Genomic DNA, 17,488 nt, shown 5'->3' with positions numbered 1-17,488 from the left:
TCATACTTCCACGCACCGATACTCCGTTTGAGCCTGTCGAGATGACCCATATTTCACCCCGACGCCCTTGCGAACCACTGTCACTGCAAACCACGAGTGACAGCCAGCCAATGTACGGGGAGCAACGTCGGGGCGAGGCCACCGAACCGGCCGCGTCGGTCAAGCCTCCGGCCAGCAGGGAGACCCCGCATCACAGGCCGACCAGGGTGAAAGGCTGACGGGAAGCCGCGGACCGGCCGAACATCTGCACGCTCTCGGAGCCCTGCGCCCGGACCTCCCTCCGGCCAGGGCCGCCGAGCAGATCTATGTCCTCACCTCGACGGAGAACTTCGAGAAGCTGACCGAGGTGTGCGGGTGGAGTGAGGCCGAGTACGAGGAGTGGCTCGCCTCGATACTCGCGGCTGCCCTCCTCGGGCCCCCTCAGGAGTGAGATCCCCGGCGCCGTGCCGGCACTCGACGACCTGCGCTGGGCGGACGCCCCGTCGCTCGTACTGACCGAGTTCCTGCTTCGCCACCCACCCGCCGCCAGATTCCTGCTGGCCATCGCCTGCCGCTCCACGATGATCCCGCCGGCGGTGGCCGACGCCGTCGCCCGCCAGGACGCGTACATCACCAGGCTGAGCCTGTCCCCGCTGGACGAGGAGATGGCGGCCGCGCTCATGCCGTCCGACGCCGGCCCCCGGCGCCGGCGGTTGATGTATCGGATCAGCGGCGACAACCCGCTGTTCCTGCGGGCCTTGCACGACGCCGACGACAACCCCCTGAGAACCGGCAGCTCGGCGTCGGCACCGGGTGCGGCTCACCACCGAGGAGCGCGCCTTGCCGGCCGGCCCATGGAGAGCGGACCGCCCCGAGAAGCGCGCCCTTCTGGTCGGCGCGCCGAGACCGGGGATCGGGATCGCGCCCTCCACCGTCCGGGAGATCCTCAGGCGGGATTCGCCGCCCGGGCTGACGTCCACCACATGCTCCGGCTCCCTACGGCCGCCGCTCCACGGGCGTCCGCGTCCGGCGGCGCGCCGCTGCCCTCCAGGCGGGTGGTGATCGCGATCCGGTTGTGCGCGTTGATCACTGTCGCGGCCCAGATCAGCGCCGCGAGCTGTGTCTCCTCGAACTGCCTCGCCGCCTCGGCGTACACCTCGTTCGGGACCTGCCCCGCGAAGACGAGGGTGATCGCCTCGGTCAGCGACAGCGCGGCGCGCTCCCTGCCGTTGAAGAGCTTGCTGTTCCGCCAGGCCCGCAACTGGCGGATGCGCTGCTCCGCTTCCCCCATGGCCCGCGCGTCCTGGGTGTGCCGGTCGAGCGAGAGGGAACAGCCGTTGATCTGGGACGCGCGAATCTTGATCAGCTGGAGCAGTCCCGGCGCGATGTCCGCCGCCTGCGCCGCGGCCAGAGCGGCCTCGTGCAGGGCGCTCATCGCGCTGGAGACTTCGGGGGTCACGTTCTTGATCGCAATCCGCGGGGCAATCGTGGCTACAGACATGTCGTGACTCTCATCTCGCTCGTTGAAGCTCTTTCAAGCAAGGACGGGCGCAGCGACGATGTGGCGATATGTCCCCCTCTCCGTCCCGCTCGAGAGCGCGCCCCCGGCACCAGGCCCTGCGCGCGCCCTCCGTACTGCATGGGATACGCGACATCGGCCGCCCCGGTTCGCACCACGGATCTCACCGAGGGCGCGCTCGATCGGGAGCACAGGTCAGAGGTCGGGCCCGGCCGGCCGGGACCGTAAACGATTCCCCGGAGTGCCGCTCAGCCGCACGCCTTCGCGGTGCCGCCGGAGCCGGTCTGGACGCTGCGGCGGCCGGCGTTCCACTCCACCTCGACCCTGCCCCAGGCGCAGGTTCTGGGGGCTCGGAGCATGTTGCCCCAGTGACGGCCGTTGTTGCCCGGCTTGAAGTCGTACGCGTCCCTCCTGTTGTCCACCGTGTGCACGTAGATGGTGCCGCTCACCTTGGAGTCGGTCCTGATCTCGACCCAGTTGGTCTTGCACCGGGGGGACCACCAGAGGTGGATCCGCCCGGCGGCCCCGCGGGGCTGATGTCTGACGAGCGTGCCGGTCCGCACCACCTGGGCGGAGTTCCAGCAGCCCGTATCGGCCGGGTCTTGGTGGTCGTACGCAGTGGCCTGCGCGTACGCGGGAGCCTGCGCCGGCAGGACCGCCGTCACGGCGGCCACGGCGATGGCCGCAACTCGAAGCTGCACGAGGAGTCGACTCCTTACCTCGAACGAAAAATGAAGAATGCCGAGGTTCAGAATAACAGAGCATGTGCTCCAAAATTGCGGACCGTGACTACCGCGGGACGAGGTCGCGGACGCCCGCGCGCATGCCGAGACAGGCGAGCACGCCGAGACCCGCGCACATCACCCAGACCGCGCCACCGACGTACTCGAACAGCGCCGTGCCGACGCTGGGGCCGATGGCCCAGCCCGCCGTCTGGCAGGTGGACAGCGCGCCGATGTAGCGGCTCCGCAAGGCGGGCGTAGGGGCGGCGAGGGCCGGATACGCGCCGATGGACGGGGCGCTGATGATCTCTCCCAGCGTCCAGACGACGGCTCCGAGGATGAAGACCCACGGGCCGAAGGGCAGGCCGAACAGGCCCAGGCCGATGCCGAGGAGGAGGCAGCCGGCGGCGACGGTGGCCCGCATGGAGAAGCGCTGGATGAGGGTGGTCAGCGGCAGTTCGACGAGAATCACGAGCGCGCCGTTGAGCGCGACGACCGCGCCGTAGAGCGCGGTCGGGTAGCCGCGTTGCTGCACCTCGAGCGGCAGCGTCGACTGGTACTGGACCTCGGCGACCGCCGTGATGAACATCCCGGCGAGGAACAGCAGGAACCGCCGGTCCCGCAGCAGGTCACGGTACCGAGCGGTGTCCTCGGGCTCGGCGGTGTCCTCGCTCGCGTGGTGCCCGGCCCCGGCCGGCATGACGAGCAGGACGACGACGGCGAAGAGCAGGTCGACGACGGCGTTGACGACGAAGAGCACCTGGTACGAGAACGCGGCGGCCAACCACACGCCGAGCAGCGGCCCGATGGCGGCGCCGAGGTTGAGCCCGAACCGGCTGGCGGCCGAGGTCATCACGAGCCGCTGCGGCGGCGTCAGCTCGGCGAGCATCGTCGCCGCCGCCGGGCGGTACATCTGCCCGAACGCGCCTGCCGCGAAGCTGACGATCAGCAACGGGACGATCGCCGTCACGGCGGCGAGCCCCGCGGTGGAGAAGCCGCACAGCAGCATCGACCCCACGATCACCGCCCGCGCGCCGAACCTCCCTGTCACGCTGCCGCCGACGAACGTCCCCACGATCGACCCCACCCCGAACCCGGTGAGGACGAAGCCGGCCTGCGCGGGGCTGTAGCCGATGCCGGTCAGGTACAGGACCAGGAAGAGCGCGACGAAGCTCCCCATCCGGTTCAGCGCGATGCCGAACAGCAGCACGATCGCCGGCCGCGGCAGCTCGCGCAGCGTGCGGATCACTCCGGCGGGAGCCCCGTCGGCGGGCGCCTTCGACACGTCGGTCATGCGGGGCTCCACGTGCAGCGCAACGCCGCCAGGGCCCGGTCGAGCGCGGCGGACAGCTCCTCACGGGTGGCCGCGGCGGCGGTGGCGAAGGCGACGCGGCCCTCCATGAGGTCCTTGTGCGGCAGCAGGACGACCTCTCCCGGGCGGACGAGCGGGACGGCCAGGTCCGCCTCCGGCGGCAGGCCGGACTCGTCGAAGGCGATCTCCTCGACGCGGGTCTCGTGCCACGGCGGGTAGGCGAACCTGATCCCCGCGCAGAGCGCGCGCGTCCGGGTGAGGTCGGGGACGTCGCCGCACGAGACCGCCGCCAGAGCCAGGCCCGGGTCCACGCCGGAGGCGCTGTGGCACAGGTACGAGATGAGGTCACCGCCGAGCCGGCCGTTGATCTCGATGAGCTTCGGGCCCTCGTCGGTGAGCTTGAGCTCGGTGTGCGTGGCGCCGGTCGCGTACCCGATGGCCGCGTGGACCTGGGTGAGGAAGCGGGTGATCGCGGGGTCGCCGAGCAGCGGGTCGTCCCCGCGCGTCCAGTGGCCGGTCTCCTCGAAGTACGGCGCGTAGCCCATCTCCTTGTGCGAGACGAAGACCGGCAGGACCCGGCCGTCCCGTACGACGGAGTCGACGCCGATCTCCTCCCCGGTCAGGTACTCCTCGATCATCACGGAGCGGTCCGGGGAGCGCAGATCGGCGGCCGGGAGGCGGCGCGCGGAGGCGAAGTGGTCGGCCAGTTCCTCGCCGTCGCGGACCAGCGCGACGGCCTGGCTCGCGACCCCGGCTCTGGGCTTGATGACGACCGGATAGCCGAACTTCTCCGCCACGGCACGCGCCTCGGCCACGTCGGCGACCAGCACCGACTGGGGCTGCGGCACGCCGCGCGCGGCGAGGGCCGAGCGGGTGACGTGCTTGTCGCGGCAGGCGCGGGCCGCGTCGGGGCCCGGGCCGGGCAGGCCGACGGCCGCGGCGGCGAGCGCGGTGTCGACGACGTGGTCCTCGGCCCACGTCATGACCCCGTTAACGGCGCCGTCGACGGCGCCTTGTGCCACGACCGCCCGGACGGCGGCCACGATGCCGTCCGCCGTCATGCCGGGTACGACGCTGGCCCCGGAGACGTACGGCGCCTCCCACTCGGCCGGCCGGCCGATGACGAGGTGGACGTCGTAGCGCTCGCCGATCCGGCGCAGCATGAACTCCCGGTACAGGCGCGGCCCCGTCCCCACGACGACGAGCCGCTTCATGACGGCCGCTCCGCGCCGATGCCGACGAACGCCATCAGCGCCGGTGTCTCGGCGCGGTTGTGCCAGGCGTGCCTGGTCCCCTGCTGAACGACGCACGCGCCGGGGGTGAGCCGGACCTCGTCGCCGGAGTCGAGTTCGAGCCAGAGCTCGCCTTCGAGGCAGATGCCGTAGTCGAGGGTGTCGGTGGTGTGCATCCCCGACGGGTCGCCGGGTTCGAAGACGTCCATCAGCCCGGGGAGCCGCCCCTCGACCTCGGCGTCGATCTCGGCCTGGTCCTCGGGCGACGACGCGGACGGCAGTCCGACGATCGCGGACGCGGGCGGGAAGCGCACGAGCAGCAGCCGCGTCCCGCCGGCTCCGGCGAAGAACGGCAGCGTGATCGGGTCGGCGGCCTTCGGTCCGACGGTCGCGCCGCCGTCGGGGCTGCCCCACAGCAGGTACATCTCCTGGCCGGGCAGCGCGCGGGCCGTGATCGGCGCGACGGGCGTGTCACGTACGATCACCGCCGCGCCGTCCGGGCCGAAGCCGGTCACGACCAGGCGTGGATCGATCGCCATCAGGCTCCCCCTTGTCCCCGCAGCCGCTTCAGCGTGTCCTCCTCCGCCGCGCGGAGTTCCGCGCACGCGGCGGCCACGCGGAACGCGTCCACCTGGCCGATCGCCTTGCCGATCATCAGCTGGTTCCTGATGTCCTTGCACCGGCCGACGAGGTCCGCGAGCGCCGGCTCGACGTCCGCGTACGCCGGTTGCCGCGTGGCGAACTCCCGCAGGCAGGCCCGCGACCCCTCATACACCGAAAAAGCGTCATAAAGCAGGGCGATCGTCCGCGCGGGCGTGATCCACCGCGTCCCCAGCAGGTCCGCGACCCCCTCCAGCAGCGCGTACGTGTCGTCGTACGTCCGGAGCACCTCGGAGAACGCCGCCGACGCTCCGGTCACCGCCGCCGCCTTGTCGTACGGGCCGGCCGGGAACCAGCTGACGTGCCGCAGCTTCCCGTTGTCGTACGCCGCGGCGATGACGTCCTCGGGGTAGGCGTACCGGCACAGCACGCTCGCCCGGTTGTCGTCGAGGATCGACCAGTGCCCGTCCGCGTACGAGGTGAGCGTGATCGTGTGCACGACGTGGTCGGTCCGGTACTCGGGGGTGTGCGGGAGGTAGTAGACGTCCACGAACAGGATCACGTAACCGGCGCGCCCGGCCGTGTCGATGACGATCTCGCGCGCCTGCGCGTAGGTGTCGAACGGGACGTACTCGCGGGCGATCCCGACGCGGGCGAGAGCCGCGGGGTCGAGGAGCTTGCTCTGGAAGTCGTATTTCGGGCGGCCGAGGCGGATGACCTGGTCGGCGATGTCGTCACCGCCGACCAGGCAGTTGTAGAAGACCAGCGGCAGGTCGGGAACCCGCTCGGCGAGCATGACCATGGCCTGCCGCTGGTAGCAGTTGAGGAACGACCGGTCGTATAACTGCTGGTCGTAGTCGTAGACGTCGTCCTTCATGCCGTCAGAGCGTCCGGGTCATGAAGGCGCTGTGCGGGTCGGGGCCGTAGCCCGCGAACGGACCGCAGGGCTCGAAGCCGAACTTCGCGTACAGCTTCCGCGCCTGCTCGAAGTGCTCGGTCGAGCCGGTCTCCAGGCTGAGCCGCTCGAGGCCCATCGCCTTGGCCTCCTCCAGCATGTGGGCGAGGAGCAGGCTCGCGATGCCGTCGCGCCGCCGCTCGTGGGCGGTGCGCATGGACTTGATCTCGCCGTGCCCGTCGTCGATGCGCTTGATCGCACCGCAGCCGACGAGCTGGTCGCCGTCGTACACCGACCAGAACGTCACCTCGGGGACGCGCAGCCCGTCGAGGTCGAGCGCGTACACGCTCTCGGCGGGGGTGATGGCGTGCATCTCCCGCAGGTGTTCCTCCAGGAACGCGGCGATCTCCGGTCCGCGCAGGTCGTCGACCACGATCTTCATTTACTCTGCCTCCAGTAGTGCGCACGCGAAGAAGCCCGGTGCGGAGGCCTGCGCGAGGTAGAGCGCTTCTCGCTCCGGGCCGGACTTGTCGGTGTGGTCCATCAGGTTGATCAGCCAGTCCGCGTTACCGCAGTGACCGTACCGGGTCATCGGCCCCTGGTAATGCAGGAGCTCGCGGGCCTGGCCGGCGGCCATCGCGTTGAAGCTCACGATGGGAGCGAACAGGCTCGAGGTGAAGATCTTCGTGACGTCCCCCGGCGCGCGGCCCGCCTGGCGGAACGCCTGGTCCAGCGCGGCCCGGGCGACCGCCTGCCGGGACGCGAACGTGTCCTGCCCGACCATGCCGGAGAAGTCCGCGGCCAGCCCGGTCCCGGCGAGCGTGAGGCCGCCGTGGTCACGGCTGATCAGGCAGCCCGCCACGGCGTCCCCGAAGAGCGCGAAGGACTTCACCCGGTCGCGGTCGTCCGGGGTGAAGTCCAGCGCCACCAGCACGACGTTGCGCGCGTCCGCGCCGACCTCCGCGCCGGCCAGGCCCCAGGCGTACCGAAGGGCTTCGAGCGAGCTGCAGCACTGCTGGAGCGACACGATCGCGGGAACGCACGCGGTCAGCCCGGCGGCGCGCATGACCTCGACGGCGACGTCCCTGCCGAGCAGGCCGAGCACGGCGTCGGAGGTCGCGAGCACGAGCCGGTCCACCTCCCCCGCGCGGACGCCGTGCGTGCTCAGCACTTTCGCCACGCAGTCCACGACGTACGGGACGAGCGGCCCGGTCATCTTCCGGTACGTGCCCGTGCCCATCGCGGCGAACGCGGTGTCCGGCGACACCGCGCGCCACAGGTCCTCGAACCCGGGGATGTCCTCAGGACGGCCTTCGGCGTCGCCGACCACGTACGCGAAGGACCCGATGCCGCCCACTCAGACCTCGGCCGGCGCGCTCGCGTCGATTTCCTCGATCACCGACAGGATGCCGTCGATGTCCTCGAGCATCGGCACCCATTCGGGACGCAACGCGATCCGCCCGTTCGCCTTCTCCTCGATGTAGCTGTTGACGAGGATGAGGATGTTGAGCGAGCTGATCCCGAGCTCGGCGCGCGACCTGCTCTGCGCGACCTCGTCGTAGGTGAGGTCCGGCGCCATGGGCTGCGTGCCGAGGAAGTCGACGAAGTTCCGCAGCCGGTCGTCGATGTCAGGCATCGGCGGCCACCCGCTTGAACGCGAAGCCGTTGAGGTTCTCGGTGTAGATGCGGTTGTAGCCGTACCTGTCCTCGCCGGAGACCAGGACGCAGCCGTGGTAGTCGAGGGCGATCTCGTCGCCGAACTCGACCAGCCTGTCCACGTGCTCGTACACCTTGGTCTGCGGGATCACGTACCTGGAGGCGTAGCCGAGGCGGGTCTGGTCGCTGGCGTTGGGCAGGGACCCGTGGACGCACTTCTCGACGAACAGGACGAACTGCCCGGGGCCCATCTCCATCTCGACGACGTCCTCCTTCTCCGGGTCCCAGTCGGGGTCGAGCTGGAGCTCGGAGTAGTCGTAGCCGAAGAAGTCGGTCTTGCGCTGCGGGCCCTTGGTGAGCCGCTTGTTCTCGTCGTAGAACCAGCGCTTCTGGCTGCCGCGGATGAAGCGCAGGCAGCCGTTCTCGCGCTGGGCCGGGGAGAAGGCGGTCCAGACGCTGACGTCCTGGAGGACCGCGTCGTCGTCGCGGTCGTACGCGAAGCTCAGCGACGGCGTGGCGGCGGTCGTGGTCTCGCCGACGATGTACTTCTCGACCTGGTGCCAGCCGGTGCCCGCGTCACCCGGCTGCTTCTGGAAGATGTTGGACTTCCAGCAGATGATGTCCTCACCCAGGAGCGAGCGCAGCTTGTTCACGATCTCCGGCCGCGAGATGTGCTCGGAGAGCGTGTCGCAGTCCAGGTGCCGGTCATAGTTGATGACCGTCGAGTTGTGCGGCTTGTTCTTCGACAGCGCCATCTCGATCATGGCCTTGCCCCAGATCTTCTGAGCCTCGTCGGGCTCGTAGAGATCGAAGGGGCCGACGTAGCCGTTGTCCTTGAAGAACTGGACCTGCTCGGCGGTGAGGCCGTCGGTCAACGTGGTCATCTGCCTGTGCCCTTCTTGTCGAGGAGCCGTTTCGCGTTCTTCCCCATGAACAGGTCGCGATCGGCCTGGGTCATCTCAGCCGGGAAGGCTCCTTCGGCCGTGAGTCGTTCCACGAAGTTCGTCTGCTTGCCCTGCAGCCGGAAGATCGGCCAGTCGGTGCCGAACAGCACCTTGTGGTTGATGTTGCGGCGGAAGAACCGGTTGAGCCCGGCCACGCCGTCGGGGGCCTCGTAACCGCTGGCGTCGATGTAGACGTTCGGCCGGTTGTTGCAGAGCATCGCGCACTCGTCGGGGTAGTGGACGCTGCCGTGCGCGAGCACGAAGTCCACGCCGGGGAAGTCGCGCGCGGGCCGGTCCACGTAGATGGGCAGCGCGATCTCGAAGTCGAGCGCCGGGGAGGTCGCGCCGATGTGCGACAGCACCGGCAGCCGGTGCTGCGCGCAGATCTCGTAGAACGGGTAGAGCGCCTTGTCGTCGAGGCGGTAACCGCACGGCGGGTAGAGCTTCATGCCGTCGAAGCCGTACTCGACGACGGCCCGCTCGAACAGCGCGATCCCGTCGGCCCCCCAGCGCGGGTCGACGCCGGCCAGGACGCGGAAGCGGCCGGGATGCCGATCGACGACCGCCTTGTGGTGATCGATGATCTCCTCGATGGAGTGCGTGCTGTCCTTCAGCGCGTACGTGAAATCCGGCAGCAGCAGGACGGCCTCGTCGATCCCCGCGTCGTCCATCTCCTTCACGAGCTGGTCGCACAGCGGGTCCTGGAGGGTCGCGTCGTGCATGCGGCGCAGCCGTTCCTTCGTCGCGGGCAGGCCGCGCGCCTGCATGGCCGCGGCCATGTTGTCGATGACCCCGTCGCGGAACGACGGCGGGAAGCACATCTCGGCCGCGACGTGGCAGTGGAAGTCGATGATCGTCATGAGTTCGCTCCCAGGCAGATGCCGACGATGTCGTGCACGTACTCGGCCTCGATGAACTCCCCCATGCGGCTCATGGCGTCGATGCCGGTCTGCTCCTCGAGGACGAACACGATGCTCATGAGCCCGATCGAGTCGACGCCGAGGTCGTTCCTGAGGCTCATGGACGGCGCCACGTCCCTGCCGGGCAGAACGCTGGCGATGATCTGGCAGAGCGCGTCCTCGGTCACCTGTCGCCACTCCCCCAGACGGCGCGCGCGACCGCGCCACGGTCGATCTTGAAGTTCCGGGTCAGCAGACCGCTCTCCACGGTGAGCTCCTCCGCCGGGCGGACGAGAGTCGTCGCGATCCGATGCGACGGCTCGCGGCCCGCGTTCCTCCGCTTGATGTACGCCTCGATGTCGGCCGCCCTACCTGTGTCTTCGGCCCAGACGACGCAGGCGAGCAGCGCGGCGCCGTCCGGCAGGGCCACCATGGCGCGGACGCCGGGAAAGGCGCGTTCGACGTCGGCTTCCAGCTCGGCCGGGTTGATCTTCACCCCGCTCCGGGTGATGATCACGTTCTTCTTGCGGCCGGTGAGCCTCAGGAACCCGTCCTCGAGGACCCCGAGGTCGCCGGTGGCGATCCTGCCGTCGGGGAGGAAGACCGTGTCCTGCGTGTCGACGCCTTCGTACACGTAGCCGACGACCTGGGGCCGATCGGCGCGCACGACGACCTCGCCGTCGTCGCCGAGTTCGACGGTGATGCCGTCCACGGGCCGTCCTGCGCTGCCGACCCTGGCCTGGCCCGGCACGTTCATGGCGATCCAGCCGATCTCGGTGCTGCCGTAGAGCTCGTAGAGCGGCGCGCCGAGCTCCTGGAACAGGGTGACCATGGCCGGCGGCACCGGCGCGGACCCGGTGTACATGAGCCGCACCCGCGACCCGTACATCGACAGCCACCCGCGGCCCTTGTCCATGCGCTCGGCCGGGGCGGCGGCCATGACCCGGTTGTGGAGCAGCTCGAAGAAGGACGGCGGGCCGAGGATGATCGTGGGTTCCACGGCCTTGAAGGCCTGGAACATGATCTCCGGCGGGACGAGGGTGGCCGCGCAGCCCGTCCAGATCGCGAGGTAGGTGAGGTAGCGCTGCTGGAAGTTCGAGTACGGCATCACGATCGCGATGTCGTCGTCCGGCGTGACCCGCCACGCGCGGGCCGACAACTCGACGGTGTTGGCGATGCCGTCGTCGGTGAGCAGCAGGCCCTTCTGCGTCCCCGCGGTGCCCGAGGAGAACGCGATCGTGCGCACGCCGGGCGGCAGCGCCGGAGCGTCGGCGTGCCGTACCGGGTCGAGCTTGACCGGCCGGTCGGAGAGGATCGCGGTGGCCGCGGGCAGGCCGGCCTCGCCCGGGAGCGCCCGGGTCACCAGCAGCGCGGCCAGCCGGTACGTGCCGATGAGCGCGCCGATCTCCGCGGGATCGTGACGGTTCTCCGCGGGGATGGCGACGGGGACGCAGCCGAGGGCGAGCAGCGCGAGGTCGGCGAGGATCCACTCGTAGGAGTTGGGGCCGAGCACGCCGACGAGGTCGCCCGCGCCGAGGCCGCTGTCGCGCAACTCGGTCATGAGCCGGCGGGCGTCGTCGTGGATCTCGGCGTACGTCCTGACCAGCGTGCTCCCGTCGCGCGACAGGAACCGCATCCGCTGCCCGGGGTGCTCGGCGAGCCTGTCCACCAAGGAGTCAACGAACATGGAGGTGTTCCTGGACGTACTCGACGGACCGCATGGGCCTGCGGCGTAACTCCTCGACCAGCGGCTCGAGGGGCCCGAGGTCGGCCGGGCCGTACGCGGCGTGGAAGGCGAGCGCGGGTCCGGGGTCCGGCAACAACAGGGTCTCGGCGAGGACGCGGGCCAGCGACCGCAGCCCGGCGAGCACCGCGTCCGGCTCACCGATGAGGGCGGGGCCGTCGAGCGCGAGCGCGCCGAGCTTCGCGAGGTAGGACAGCTGGAGGAACATGCCGTCGCTGTCGGGGAACGTGCCGAGCCCGCGGTCCACGTAGCGCAGGCATTCGGCCAGGTAGTACGCGATGACGTCGGCCTGGTCCAGCCCGAGCGGCCCGGCCCACACCTCGGCGAGGACGAGGATGCCGAACACGTCGGCGGCCGTCTCCTGGAGCACCCCCACGACCCACGGGTCCGCCGTCCACAGCGGGGTGAAGTCCGTGGCGGGCCGGTGCACGAAGTGCCCGAACTCGTGGCTGAGCACCCCGAGCGTCGGAATCCCCGCGAACCGCTCGGCCGCCGGGTCGAACCCGTTCCCCACCCGCGCGTACCGGGCGGAGAGCGGCCCGGACACCGTGTCGAGGACCGCCCGGTGGGTGTTGCGGAAGTAGTAGGTCTTCTTGTACGGCGACTCGTCGACTCCTTCGTCCTCCGGCAGGAAGTACGCGATGTGCTTGGGGTGCAGGTTGCCCTCCCCGGCCATGAAGAACAGCCGGGTCGCGCCGAACGCCGGCAGGTCGCCGAGCCGGAGGTCCGCCATGAGCGTGCGCAGGTACGGCTCGACCTGGTGCCGCTCGGCGAGCGCGGCGGCCACGAACTCCTGCCCCACGTCGTCGCGGCGGCAGGCGAACGCCGTGGGCAGCCCGCCGGGGTCCTTGCCCGACCAGGTGCCGAGATGGCCCGCGACGAGCGTCACGTCCTCCCGCAGCTCCGCCAGCTCGCACAGGGCCTCGGCCGGGTAGCCGTGCTCGACGGCGTCGGCGCGCAGCGCGAGCGCGCGCCGGTCGGCGTCGCCGGGCAGGTGCTTGGCGATGTCACGCATGGCGGAGGCGACCAGCGCCGGGGCGTGGAAGCGCCGTCTTTCCCGCGCGTCCTCGGGCGGCCCCGCCGCCTCCTTGACCCGTTGCCAGTCGGCGTCGACGGCCGCCTTCAGCGCGGCCAGCCCGGCGAGGAAGCCATCACCGAGGTCCGGGGTCTCGGCCGCGAGGTCGAGGCAGGCCAGCTGGTAGCCGTCGGACGGCGGCCAGAAGGCGCTGCGCCAGTCACGGAAGGTCCCGGCGGCGGCCAGATTGCGTGCGTAGTCGAACCTCATGCGTTCTCCAGGAAATCGGCGATGACGAGGGCTGCGCCTTTTTCGCCGATCATCATGCTCGCGGCGTTCGTGTTGCCGGAGACCATGGTCGGCATCACCGAGGCGTCGATCACGCGCAGCCCGGACAGGCCGTGGACGCGCAGCCGGTGGTCGACGACCGACATCGGGTCGGCGCCCATCCGGCACGTCCCCACCGGGTGGTAGGACGTGTCGCCGTTCTCCCGCGCGTAGGCGACCAGCTCGTCGTCGGTCCGGACGTCCTTGCCCGGGATCAGCTCGAACTCGCGGTACGCGTCGAGCGCGGGATCCTCGACGACGCGGCGCGCGATGCGCATCCCGGCGACCAGCCGCGCGCGGTCGGCCTCGGCGGCGAGGAAGCGCGGCCGGATCGCGGGCGGGGCCATCGGGTCGGCGGAGCGGATGTGGATGGACCCGGCCGACTCGGGCCGCAGCGGATAGACGCCGACGGTCATGCCGGGAGCCGTGTCCAGCCGCCGGGTCGCCCCCGCGCCGTAGCTGGCCGGAGCGAAGTGGAACTGGATGTCCGGCCGCTGCTCGGCCTCGGACGAGCGGACGAACCCGTGGCCGAGCGCGATGGGCAGGCTGAGCAGCCCCCGGCGGCGCGTCACGTACGTCGCGACCTCGCGGGCCAGGCGCAGGCCGCGCGAGCGCTCGTTGAACGTGATGGGACGGCGGACCCGCCAGCGCAGCCGGGTCGCGTAGTGATCGCGGAAGTTCTCGCCGACGCCGGGCAGATGGTGCACGACCGGCACCCCGGCCGCGGCGAGCACGTCGGCGGAGCCGATCCCCGACAGCTCGAGAAGCTGCGGCGACTGGACGGCCCCGGCGCTGAGGATCACCTCGCGCCGGCAGCCGGCCTGCCGCGCCCGGCCCTGGTGGCGGAAGCTGACGCCGACGCAGCGCGTTCCCTCGAACCGCAGCCCGGTGACATGCGCTTCGGTGAGCACCATGAGGTTGGGCCGCCGCAGCGCACGGCGGAGATACGTCCCCGCGGCCGACGAGCGGCGGCCGCGGTCGTGGTTAACCTGGTAGTAGCCGAAGCCCTCCTGGTCACCGGAGTTGTAGTCGGGGTTCTCCCGGTATCCGGCTTTCTGCGCGGCCACCAGGAACGCGTCGCACAGCTCGTCACGCTCGCGCGGCAGGCCGACGCTGATCAGCCCGTCGCTCCCCCGGCTCGGCCCGCCGACCCCCGCGCTCTCCAGGCTCCTGAAGTACGGCAGGACACCGGCCCACGACCAGCCGGGGTTGCCGAGCCGCTCCCACTCGTCGTAGTCCTCGCGCTGGCCACGGACGAAGATCATGCCGTTGATCTGGTTGGATCCGCCGAGCAGACGCCCCCGGGGGATGCGCAGGGTCCGGCCGCCGATCGTCGGGTCGGCGTCGGTCTCGAAGCACCAGTCGTACCTGGGGTTGCCCATGAGGATGGTCTCGGCGGCCGGGATCGACAGCAGCGGGCTGCGCCGCCGCGACCCCGACTCCAGCAGGAGCACCCGCGTGCCGGGGTCCTCGGACAACCGCGACGCGAGCACGCACCCCGCCGCGCCCGCCCCCACGATGATGTAGTCCGCCCGCATCTAACCGGCCGCCGCGAGGGTGGTCCGGTGCATCAGGCGCCGGTGCTTGACGTGGTCGTAGGAGGTGGCCCGGTGCATGGCGCTGCGGTTGTCCCACAGGACGATGTCGCCGGCCTGCCACCGGTGGCGGTAGGTGAACCGCGGCATCGTGGCGAACTCCTGCAGGAACGTGATGAGCGGCCGGCTCTCGTCCTCGGACATCCCCTCGATCCGCCACGGCACGTTGCCGCCGACGTACAGGGCCTTGCGTCCGCTCACGTCGTGCACCTTCACGATCGGGTGCGCGACGTCCGCCCACTCCTCGCGTTCCTTCGCGGTGGGCGGCGGCCGGTCCGGGTAGTTGTAGGGCCGTGACCGGACCCGGCTGATGACGACCCTGAGATCGGCGATCCGGTCCTTGACCTGGTCCGGGAGCGCTTCGTAGGCGGCGTACATGTTGCCGTACCAGGTGTCCCCGCCGACGGGCGGGACCTCGCGTGCGTACAGCATCGACCCCGCCGGCGGGGCGGTCAGGTACGCGCCGTCGCTGTGCCACACCCGGCCGCTGTACGCCGAGCCGATCGGCTTGCCGTCGCGGGTCAGATTCGACAGGACGAGGATCTCGGGATGGTCGTCGGCGTTGAACTGGGACCGGGTGTACGTGACCACCTGACCGAACCTGCGGCTGAACTCCACCTGTTCGGCCGGGGTCATTTCCTGACCCCTGATCAGCAAAATGGTGGTGTCGATCCAGGCGCGATAGATGCGCTCGAAATCATGGTCGGAAATATAACCGGTGACATCGATCCCGCGGACTTCGGTGCCAATACCCGCCGTGATGGGAATCAACTCAAGCACGGCGGGAGCATACGACCCGGCCGGCGCGCGGCGCAAGGACGCGGGAAACTTTCATTTTCCATAATCGGCCCGGCGGGCGACCCCGGTAAGTGTCGTGACAAAATCCAGGCACCGGCACCGACCAGCGAGTTTACATGTTACAAACTTCTCACACCCAACGAATGAGCGGGCGCCGGCCTTTGCTCCGGCCGGAATTGGACAGGGGCCTTTGCCCGCCGTCGGCCGCGTGTTACGCTCCTGCCGCTCGTCCGACGACCGGAAACTCAACGGCGAGAAATCCGCCCCGCCGGCACGGCTTCGACACCGTCAACCCAGGGAGGGAAAGGGTGCCGCAATCCAGACCGGAGCTGGCGCGCATTCACGACTATTACTGCCTGCCTCGCTCCGTCGGCTCCGCCGCGCAGAGCATCTATGACATTTGGGAGAGCGGTGGCGCTTTCAACGACTCCATCACCCCGTCGACCTACGTCCCCGAATACCGTGCGCACATCGTCCTCAAGATCCTGATGCTGACCGCGCCCGGGGCGGCGGTGCTGTCGCTCGGCTGCGGCAACGGCTTCGTCGAAGGCGACCTCGTCGCGCACGACCGCGACGTGCGCGCCATCGACTGCAACGCCGAAGCCGTCGAGCTGACCAGGAAGAAGGGGGTCGACGCTCGCACCGTCGACTACTTCGACCTGCGTCCGGCCGACGCCGCCGACGTCTCGGCCGTCTACGCCGACGGCCTGCTCGGCCACCTCTTCGACGCGGCCGGGGAGCTCGCCCCCGCCCTCGGCAAACTGCGCGACCTGGACCTGCGGCCGGGAACGTACCTGGTCCTGTCCAACGACGCGCCCCGCGACGCCAAGGCCGACTTCGCGCCGCACCAGCACGTGGACGGGTTCTGGTTCATCGCGAAGGACTATCTGCACAAGAGCCTGATTTCTTTCGGGTTCGAGCCGGTGGAAAGCTATTATTTCCCGTATTTGCGGCCCGTGAGCGGAATACGCAACCGCACGATCTGCGTCGCGCTCGTACCCTGACGATCGGATCCCGCCTTGCCAATGTCGGCTGAATTCGCCGAGCGACTGCTGCCGCTGCTCCCCGATCTCGTCGCGGATTACGGCACGCCATTCCATCTCTACGACGCGCGCGGCATCGTGGCCACCCACGAGGCGATGACGCGCGCATTCGGCGACACCTCGTACCGGCAGTATTTCGCGGTGAAGGCCTTGCCGAACCCGAATATCCTGGCGTTGCTGCGCGCCGCCGGAAGTGGTTTCGACTGCTCCTCGGCGGTGGAAGTGCGCCTTGCCGGGACGGCCGGCGCGCAGGCCGGCGACATCGTGTTCACCTCCAACAACACCGCGCCGTCCGAATATCGCACGGCCCGCGCCGCGGGAGCTCTGATAACGTTCGACGACAGGTCGTTCGCGGAAAAGGTCGATGAACTTCCCGAGACCGTCGCCTTTCGCATCTCCCCCACCGGTCTGGCCGCCGGTTGCGCGCTCATGGGCAACGCGGCGCACAGCAAGTTCGGCGTGCCCGTGCACGAGCTCGCGGACGCGTACGCGGACGCCGTCGCCCGTGGCGCGCGACGGTTCGGCATCCACGGCATGACCTGCGCCAACGAGCTCGACACCAGCCGCGCCGCGCGGGCGGCCGCCGACGTCATCCGGCACGGCGCGCGGGTCGCCGAGGCCGTCGGGATCGAGCTCGAGTACGTGAACGTCGGCGGCGGGCTCGGCATCCCGTACCACGAGGACGACAAACCCATCGACTTCACCGCGTACGCGGACGAGATCCTCGCCGCCCGGGAGGAGTTCTTCGGCCCCGGCGGGCCGCGTATCCTCACCGAGATCGGCCGGTACGTCACCGGCCCGCACGGCGTCCTCGTCACCCGCGTCATCAACCGCTGCCGCAAGGGCCACGAGCTCGTCGGCCTGGACGCCTCGATGTCGTCACTGATGCGGCCCGCCATGTACGGCGCGTACCACCACATCTCCCTCCCCGACGCCGAGGGCAGGGAGATCGGCAGATTCGACGTCGTCGGCGCGCTCTGCGAGAACCTGGACAAGTTCGCCGTCGACCGCGAGCTGCCTGAGCCACGCGACGGCGACATCGCGCTCATCCACGACACCGGAGCCCACGGCCACGCCATGGGCTTCACCTACAACGGCCGCCTGCGTCCCGCCGAGCTGATGCTCACCGACGGCGGCGACGTGGTGGAGATCCGGCGGGCCGAGACCTATGACGACTACATCGCGACCGTCCGCTGGGGAGCGTGATC

Annotated in this window: 19 protein-coding genes; 2 read left to right on the top strand and 17 right to left on the bottom strand. The window is 70.1% G+C overall.

Going from position 1 to position 17,488, the window contains the following annotated elements; translation table 11 throughout:
* Positions 1-190: 190 nt before the first annotated feature.
* From ACWDRB_RS31180 to ACWDRB_RS31100, 17 genes are all read right to left on the bottom strand, one after another.
* Positions 191-661, bottom strand: coding sequence for a hypothetical protein (locus ACWDRB_RS31180; RefSeq protein WP_449899628.1), 471 nt, complete (start codon positions 659-661; stop codon positions 191-193).
* A gap of 264 nt (positions 662-925) precedes the next feature.
* Positions 926-1,438: a carboxymuconolactone decarboxylase family protein gene (locus ACWDRB_RS31175; protein ID WP_449899625.1), complete on the bottom strand. Its 513-nt coding sequence runs from the start codon at positions 1,436-1,438 to the stop codon at positions 926-928.
* A 308-nt stretch (positions 1,439-1,746) separates the two neighbouring features.
* Positions 1,747-2,199 (bottom strand): DUF2690 domain-containing protein, encoded by a 453-nt coding sequence (locus tag ACWDRB_RS31170; protein WP_449899623.1) that lies wholly within the window; start codon positions 2,197-2,199, stop codon positions 1,747-1,749.
* Between the two features lie 88 nt (positions 2,200-2,287).
* On the bottom strand, positions 2,288-3,514 hold the full coding sequence (locus tag ACWDRB_RS31165; protein WP_449899621.1) for an MFS transporter: 1,227 nt from the start codon (positions 3,512-3,514) through the stop codon (positions 2,288-2,290).
* Entirely contained in the window at positions 3,511-4,746 is a 1,236-nt protein-coding gene (locus ACWDRB_RS31160; RefSeq protein ID WP_449899619.1) for an ATP-grasp domain-containing protein, read from the bottom strand. The genes ACWDRB_RS31165 and ACWDRB_RS31160 overlap by 4 nt, the downstream gene beginning before the upstream one ends.
* Positions 4,743-5,303 carry a cupin domain-containing protein gene (locus ACWDRB_RS31155; RefSeq protein WP_397372607.1) on the bottom strand — a complete coding sequence of 187 codons (561 nt, stop codon included), beginning with the start codon at positions 5,301-5,303 and terminating at the stop codon, positions 4,743-4,745. The genes ACWDRB_RS31160 and ACWDRB_RS31155 overlap by 4 nt, the downstream gene beginning before the upstream one ends.
* Positions 5,303-6,241 carry a hypothetical protein gene (locus ACWDRB_RS31150; RefSeq protein ID WP_449899615.1) on the bottom strand — a complete coding sequence of 313 codons (939 nt, stop codon included), beginning with the start codon at positions 6,239-6,241 and terminating at the stop codon, positions 5,303-5,305. Before ACWDRB_RS31150 ends, ACWDRB_RS31155 begins: the two co-directional genes overlap by 1 nt.
* A 4-nt stretch (positions 6,242-6,245) precedes the next feature.
* Entirely contained in the window at positions 6,246-6,701 is a 456-nt protein-coding gene (locus tag ACWDRB_RS31145) for a GNAT family N-acetyltransferase (protein ID WP_363971865.1), read from the bottom strand.
* The gene (locus tag ACWDRB_RS31140; RefSeq protein ID WP_449899610.1) at positions 6,702-7,616 is read right to left on the bottom strand and encodes a hypothetical protein; all 915 of its coding nucleotides are present in this window, start codon (positions 7,614-7,616) and stop codon (positions 6,702-6,704) included. It abuts the gene before it with no gap.
* The gene (locus ACWDRB_RS31135) at positions 7,617-7,895 is read right to left on the bottom strand and encodes a hypothetical protein (RefSeq protein ID WP_350734068.1); all 279 of its coding nucleotides are present in this window, start codon (positions 7,893-7,895) and stop codon (positions 7,617-7,619) included. It abuts the gene before it with no gap.
* The gene (locus ACWDRB_RS31130) at positions 7,888-8,799 is read right to left on the bottom strand and encodes a chlorinating enzyme (RefSeq protein ID WP_449899607.1); all 912 of its coding nucleotides are present in this window, start codon (positions 8,797-8,799) and stop codon (positions 7,888-7,890) included. Before ACWDRB_RS31130 ends, ACWDRB_RS31135 begins: the two co-directional genes overlap by 8 nt.
* The gene (locus tag ACWDRB_RS31125; RefSeq protein WP_449899605.1) at positions 8,796-9,719 is read right to left on the bottom strand and encodes an amidohydrolase family protein; all 924 of its coding nucleotides are present in this window, start codon (positions 9,717-9,719) and stop codon (positions 8,796-8,798) included. The genes ACWDRB_RS31130 and ACWDRB_RS31125 overlap by 4 nt, the downstream gene beginning before the upstream one ends.
* Complete coding sequence (locus ACWDRB_RS31120; protein WP_350734063.1) at positions 9,716-9,946, bottom strand: acyl carrier protein; 231 nt, start codon at positions 9,944-9,946, stop codon at positions 9,716-9,718. Before ACWDRB_RS31120 ends, ACWDRB_RS31125 begins: the two co-directional genes overlap by 4 nt.
* Positions 9,943-11,445, bottom strand: a complete 1,503-nt coding sequence (locus ACWDRB_RS31115; protein WP_449899601.1) for an AMP-binding protein — start codon at positions 11,443-11,445, stop codon at positions 9,943-9,945. The genes ACWDRB_RS31120 and ACWDRB_RS31115 overlap by 4 nt, the downstream gene beginning before the upstream one ends.
* The gene (locus tag ACWDRB_RS31110; RefSeq protein WP_449899598.1) at positions 11,435-12,787 is read right to left on the bottom strand and encodes a hypothetical protein; all 1,353 of its coding nucleotides are present in this window, start codon (positions 12,785-12,787) and stop codon (positions 11,435-11,437) included. The genes ACWDRB_RS31115 and ACWDRB_RS31110 overlap by 11 nt, the downstream gene beginning before the upstream one ends.
* Positions 12,784-14,382 carry a GMC family oxidoreductase gene (locus tag ACWDRB_RS31105; RefSeq protein ID WP_449899596.1) on the bottom strand — a complete coding sequence of 533 codons (1,599 nt, stop codon included), beginning with the start codon at positions 14,380-14,382 and terminating at the stop codon, positions 12,784-12,786. The genes ACWDRB_RS31110 and ACWDRB_RS31105 overlap by 4 nt, the downstream gene beginning before the upstream one ends.
* Entirely contained in the window at positions 14,383-15,219 is an 837-nt protein-coding gene (locus ACWDRB_RS31100) for a TauD/TfdA dioxygenase family protein (RefSeq protein WP_363971881.1), read from the bottom strand. It lies immediately after the preceding gene.
* Positions 15,220-15,545: 326 nt separating this feature from the next.
* On the opposite strand from ACWDRB_RS31100, the gene ACWDRB_RS31095 reads away from it, so the two are divergent.
* Both ACWDRB_RS31095 and ACWDRB_RS31090 read left to right on the top strand, forming a co-directional pair.
* The gene (locus ACWDRB_RS31095; RefSeq protein WP_449899593.1) at positions 15,546-16,241 is read left to right on the top strand and encodes a class I SAM-dependent methyltransferase; all 696 of its coding nucleotides are present in this window, start codon (positions 15,546-15,548) and stop codon (positions 16,239-16,241) included.
* Positions 16,242-16,262: 21 nt separating this feature from the next.
* Complete coding sequence (locus ACWDRB_RS31090) at positions 16,263-17,486, top strand: diaminopimelate decarboxylase (RefSeq protein ID WP_449899590.1); 1,224 nt, start codon at positions 16,263-16,265, stop codon at positions 17,484-17,486.
* Positions 17,487-17,488 lie beyond the last annotated feature (2 nt).

The organism is Nonomuraea sp. NPDC003707 (genome assembly GCF_053587055.1).
Note: the sequence above shows the minus strand (reverse complement) of the source record. Positions and strands in the feature narration are given on the sequence as shown.

Bases quoted from the DNA above. Each gene is read 5' to 3' on its own strand.
- ACWDRB_RS31180 (WP_449899628.1), bottom strand. From the start codon at position 661: ATGAGCGCGGCCGCCATCTCCTCGTCCAGCGGGGACAGGCTCAGCCTG.
- ACWDRB_RS31165 (WP_449899621.1), bottom strand. From the start codon at position 3,514: ATGACCGACGTGTCGAAGGCGCCCGCCGACGGGGCTCCCGCCGGAGTG.
- ACWDRB_RS31160 (WP_449899619.1), bottom strand. From the start codon at position 4,746: ATGAAGCGGCTCGTCGTCGTGGGGACGGGGCCGCGCCTGTACCGGGAG.
- ACWDRB_RS31155 (WP_397372607.1), bottom strand. From the start codon at position 5,303: ATGGCGATCGATCCACGCCTGGTCGTGACCGGCTTCGGCCCGGACGGC.
- ACWDRB_RS31150 (WP_449899615.1), bottom strand. From the start codon at position 6,241: ATGAAGGACGACGTCTACGACTACGACCAGCAGTTATACGACCGGTCG.
- ACWDRB_RS31145 (WP_363971865.1), bottom strand. From the start codon at position 6,701: ATGAAGATCGTGGTCGACGACCTGCGCGGACCGGAGATCGCCGCGTTC.
- ACWDRB_RS31135 (WP_350734068.1), bottom strand. From the start codon at position 7,895: ATGCCTGACATCGACGACCGGCTGCGGAACTTCGTCGACTTCCTCGGC.
- ACWDRB_RS31130 (WP_449899607.1), bottom strand. From the start codon at position 8,799: ATGACCACGTTGACCGACGGCCTCACCGCCGAGCAGGTCCAGTTCTTC.
- ACWDRB_RS31125 (WP_449899605.1), bottom strand. From the start codon at position 9,719: ATGACGATCATCGACTTCCACTGCCACGTCGCGGCCGAGATGTGCTTC.
- ACWDRB_RS31115 (WP_449899601.1), bottom strand. From the start codon at position 11,445: ATGTTCGTTGACTCCTTGGTGGACAGGCTCGCCGAGCACCCCGGGCAG.
- ACWDRB_RS31110 (WP_449899598.1), bottom strand. From the start codon at position 12,787: ATGAGGTTCGACTACGCACGCAATCTGGCCGCCGCCGGGACCTTCCGT.
- ACWDRB_RS31105 (WP_449899596.1), bottom strand. From the start codon at position 14,382: ATGCGGGCGGACTACATCATCGTGGGGGCGGGCGCGGCGGGGTGCGTG.
- ACWDRB_RS31090 (WP_449899590.1), top strand. From the start codon at position 16,263: ATGTCGGCTGAATTCGCCGAGCGACTGCTGCCGCTGCTCCCCGATCTC.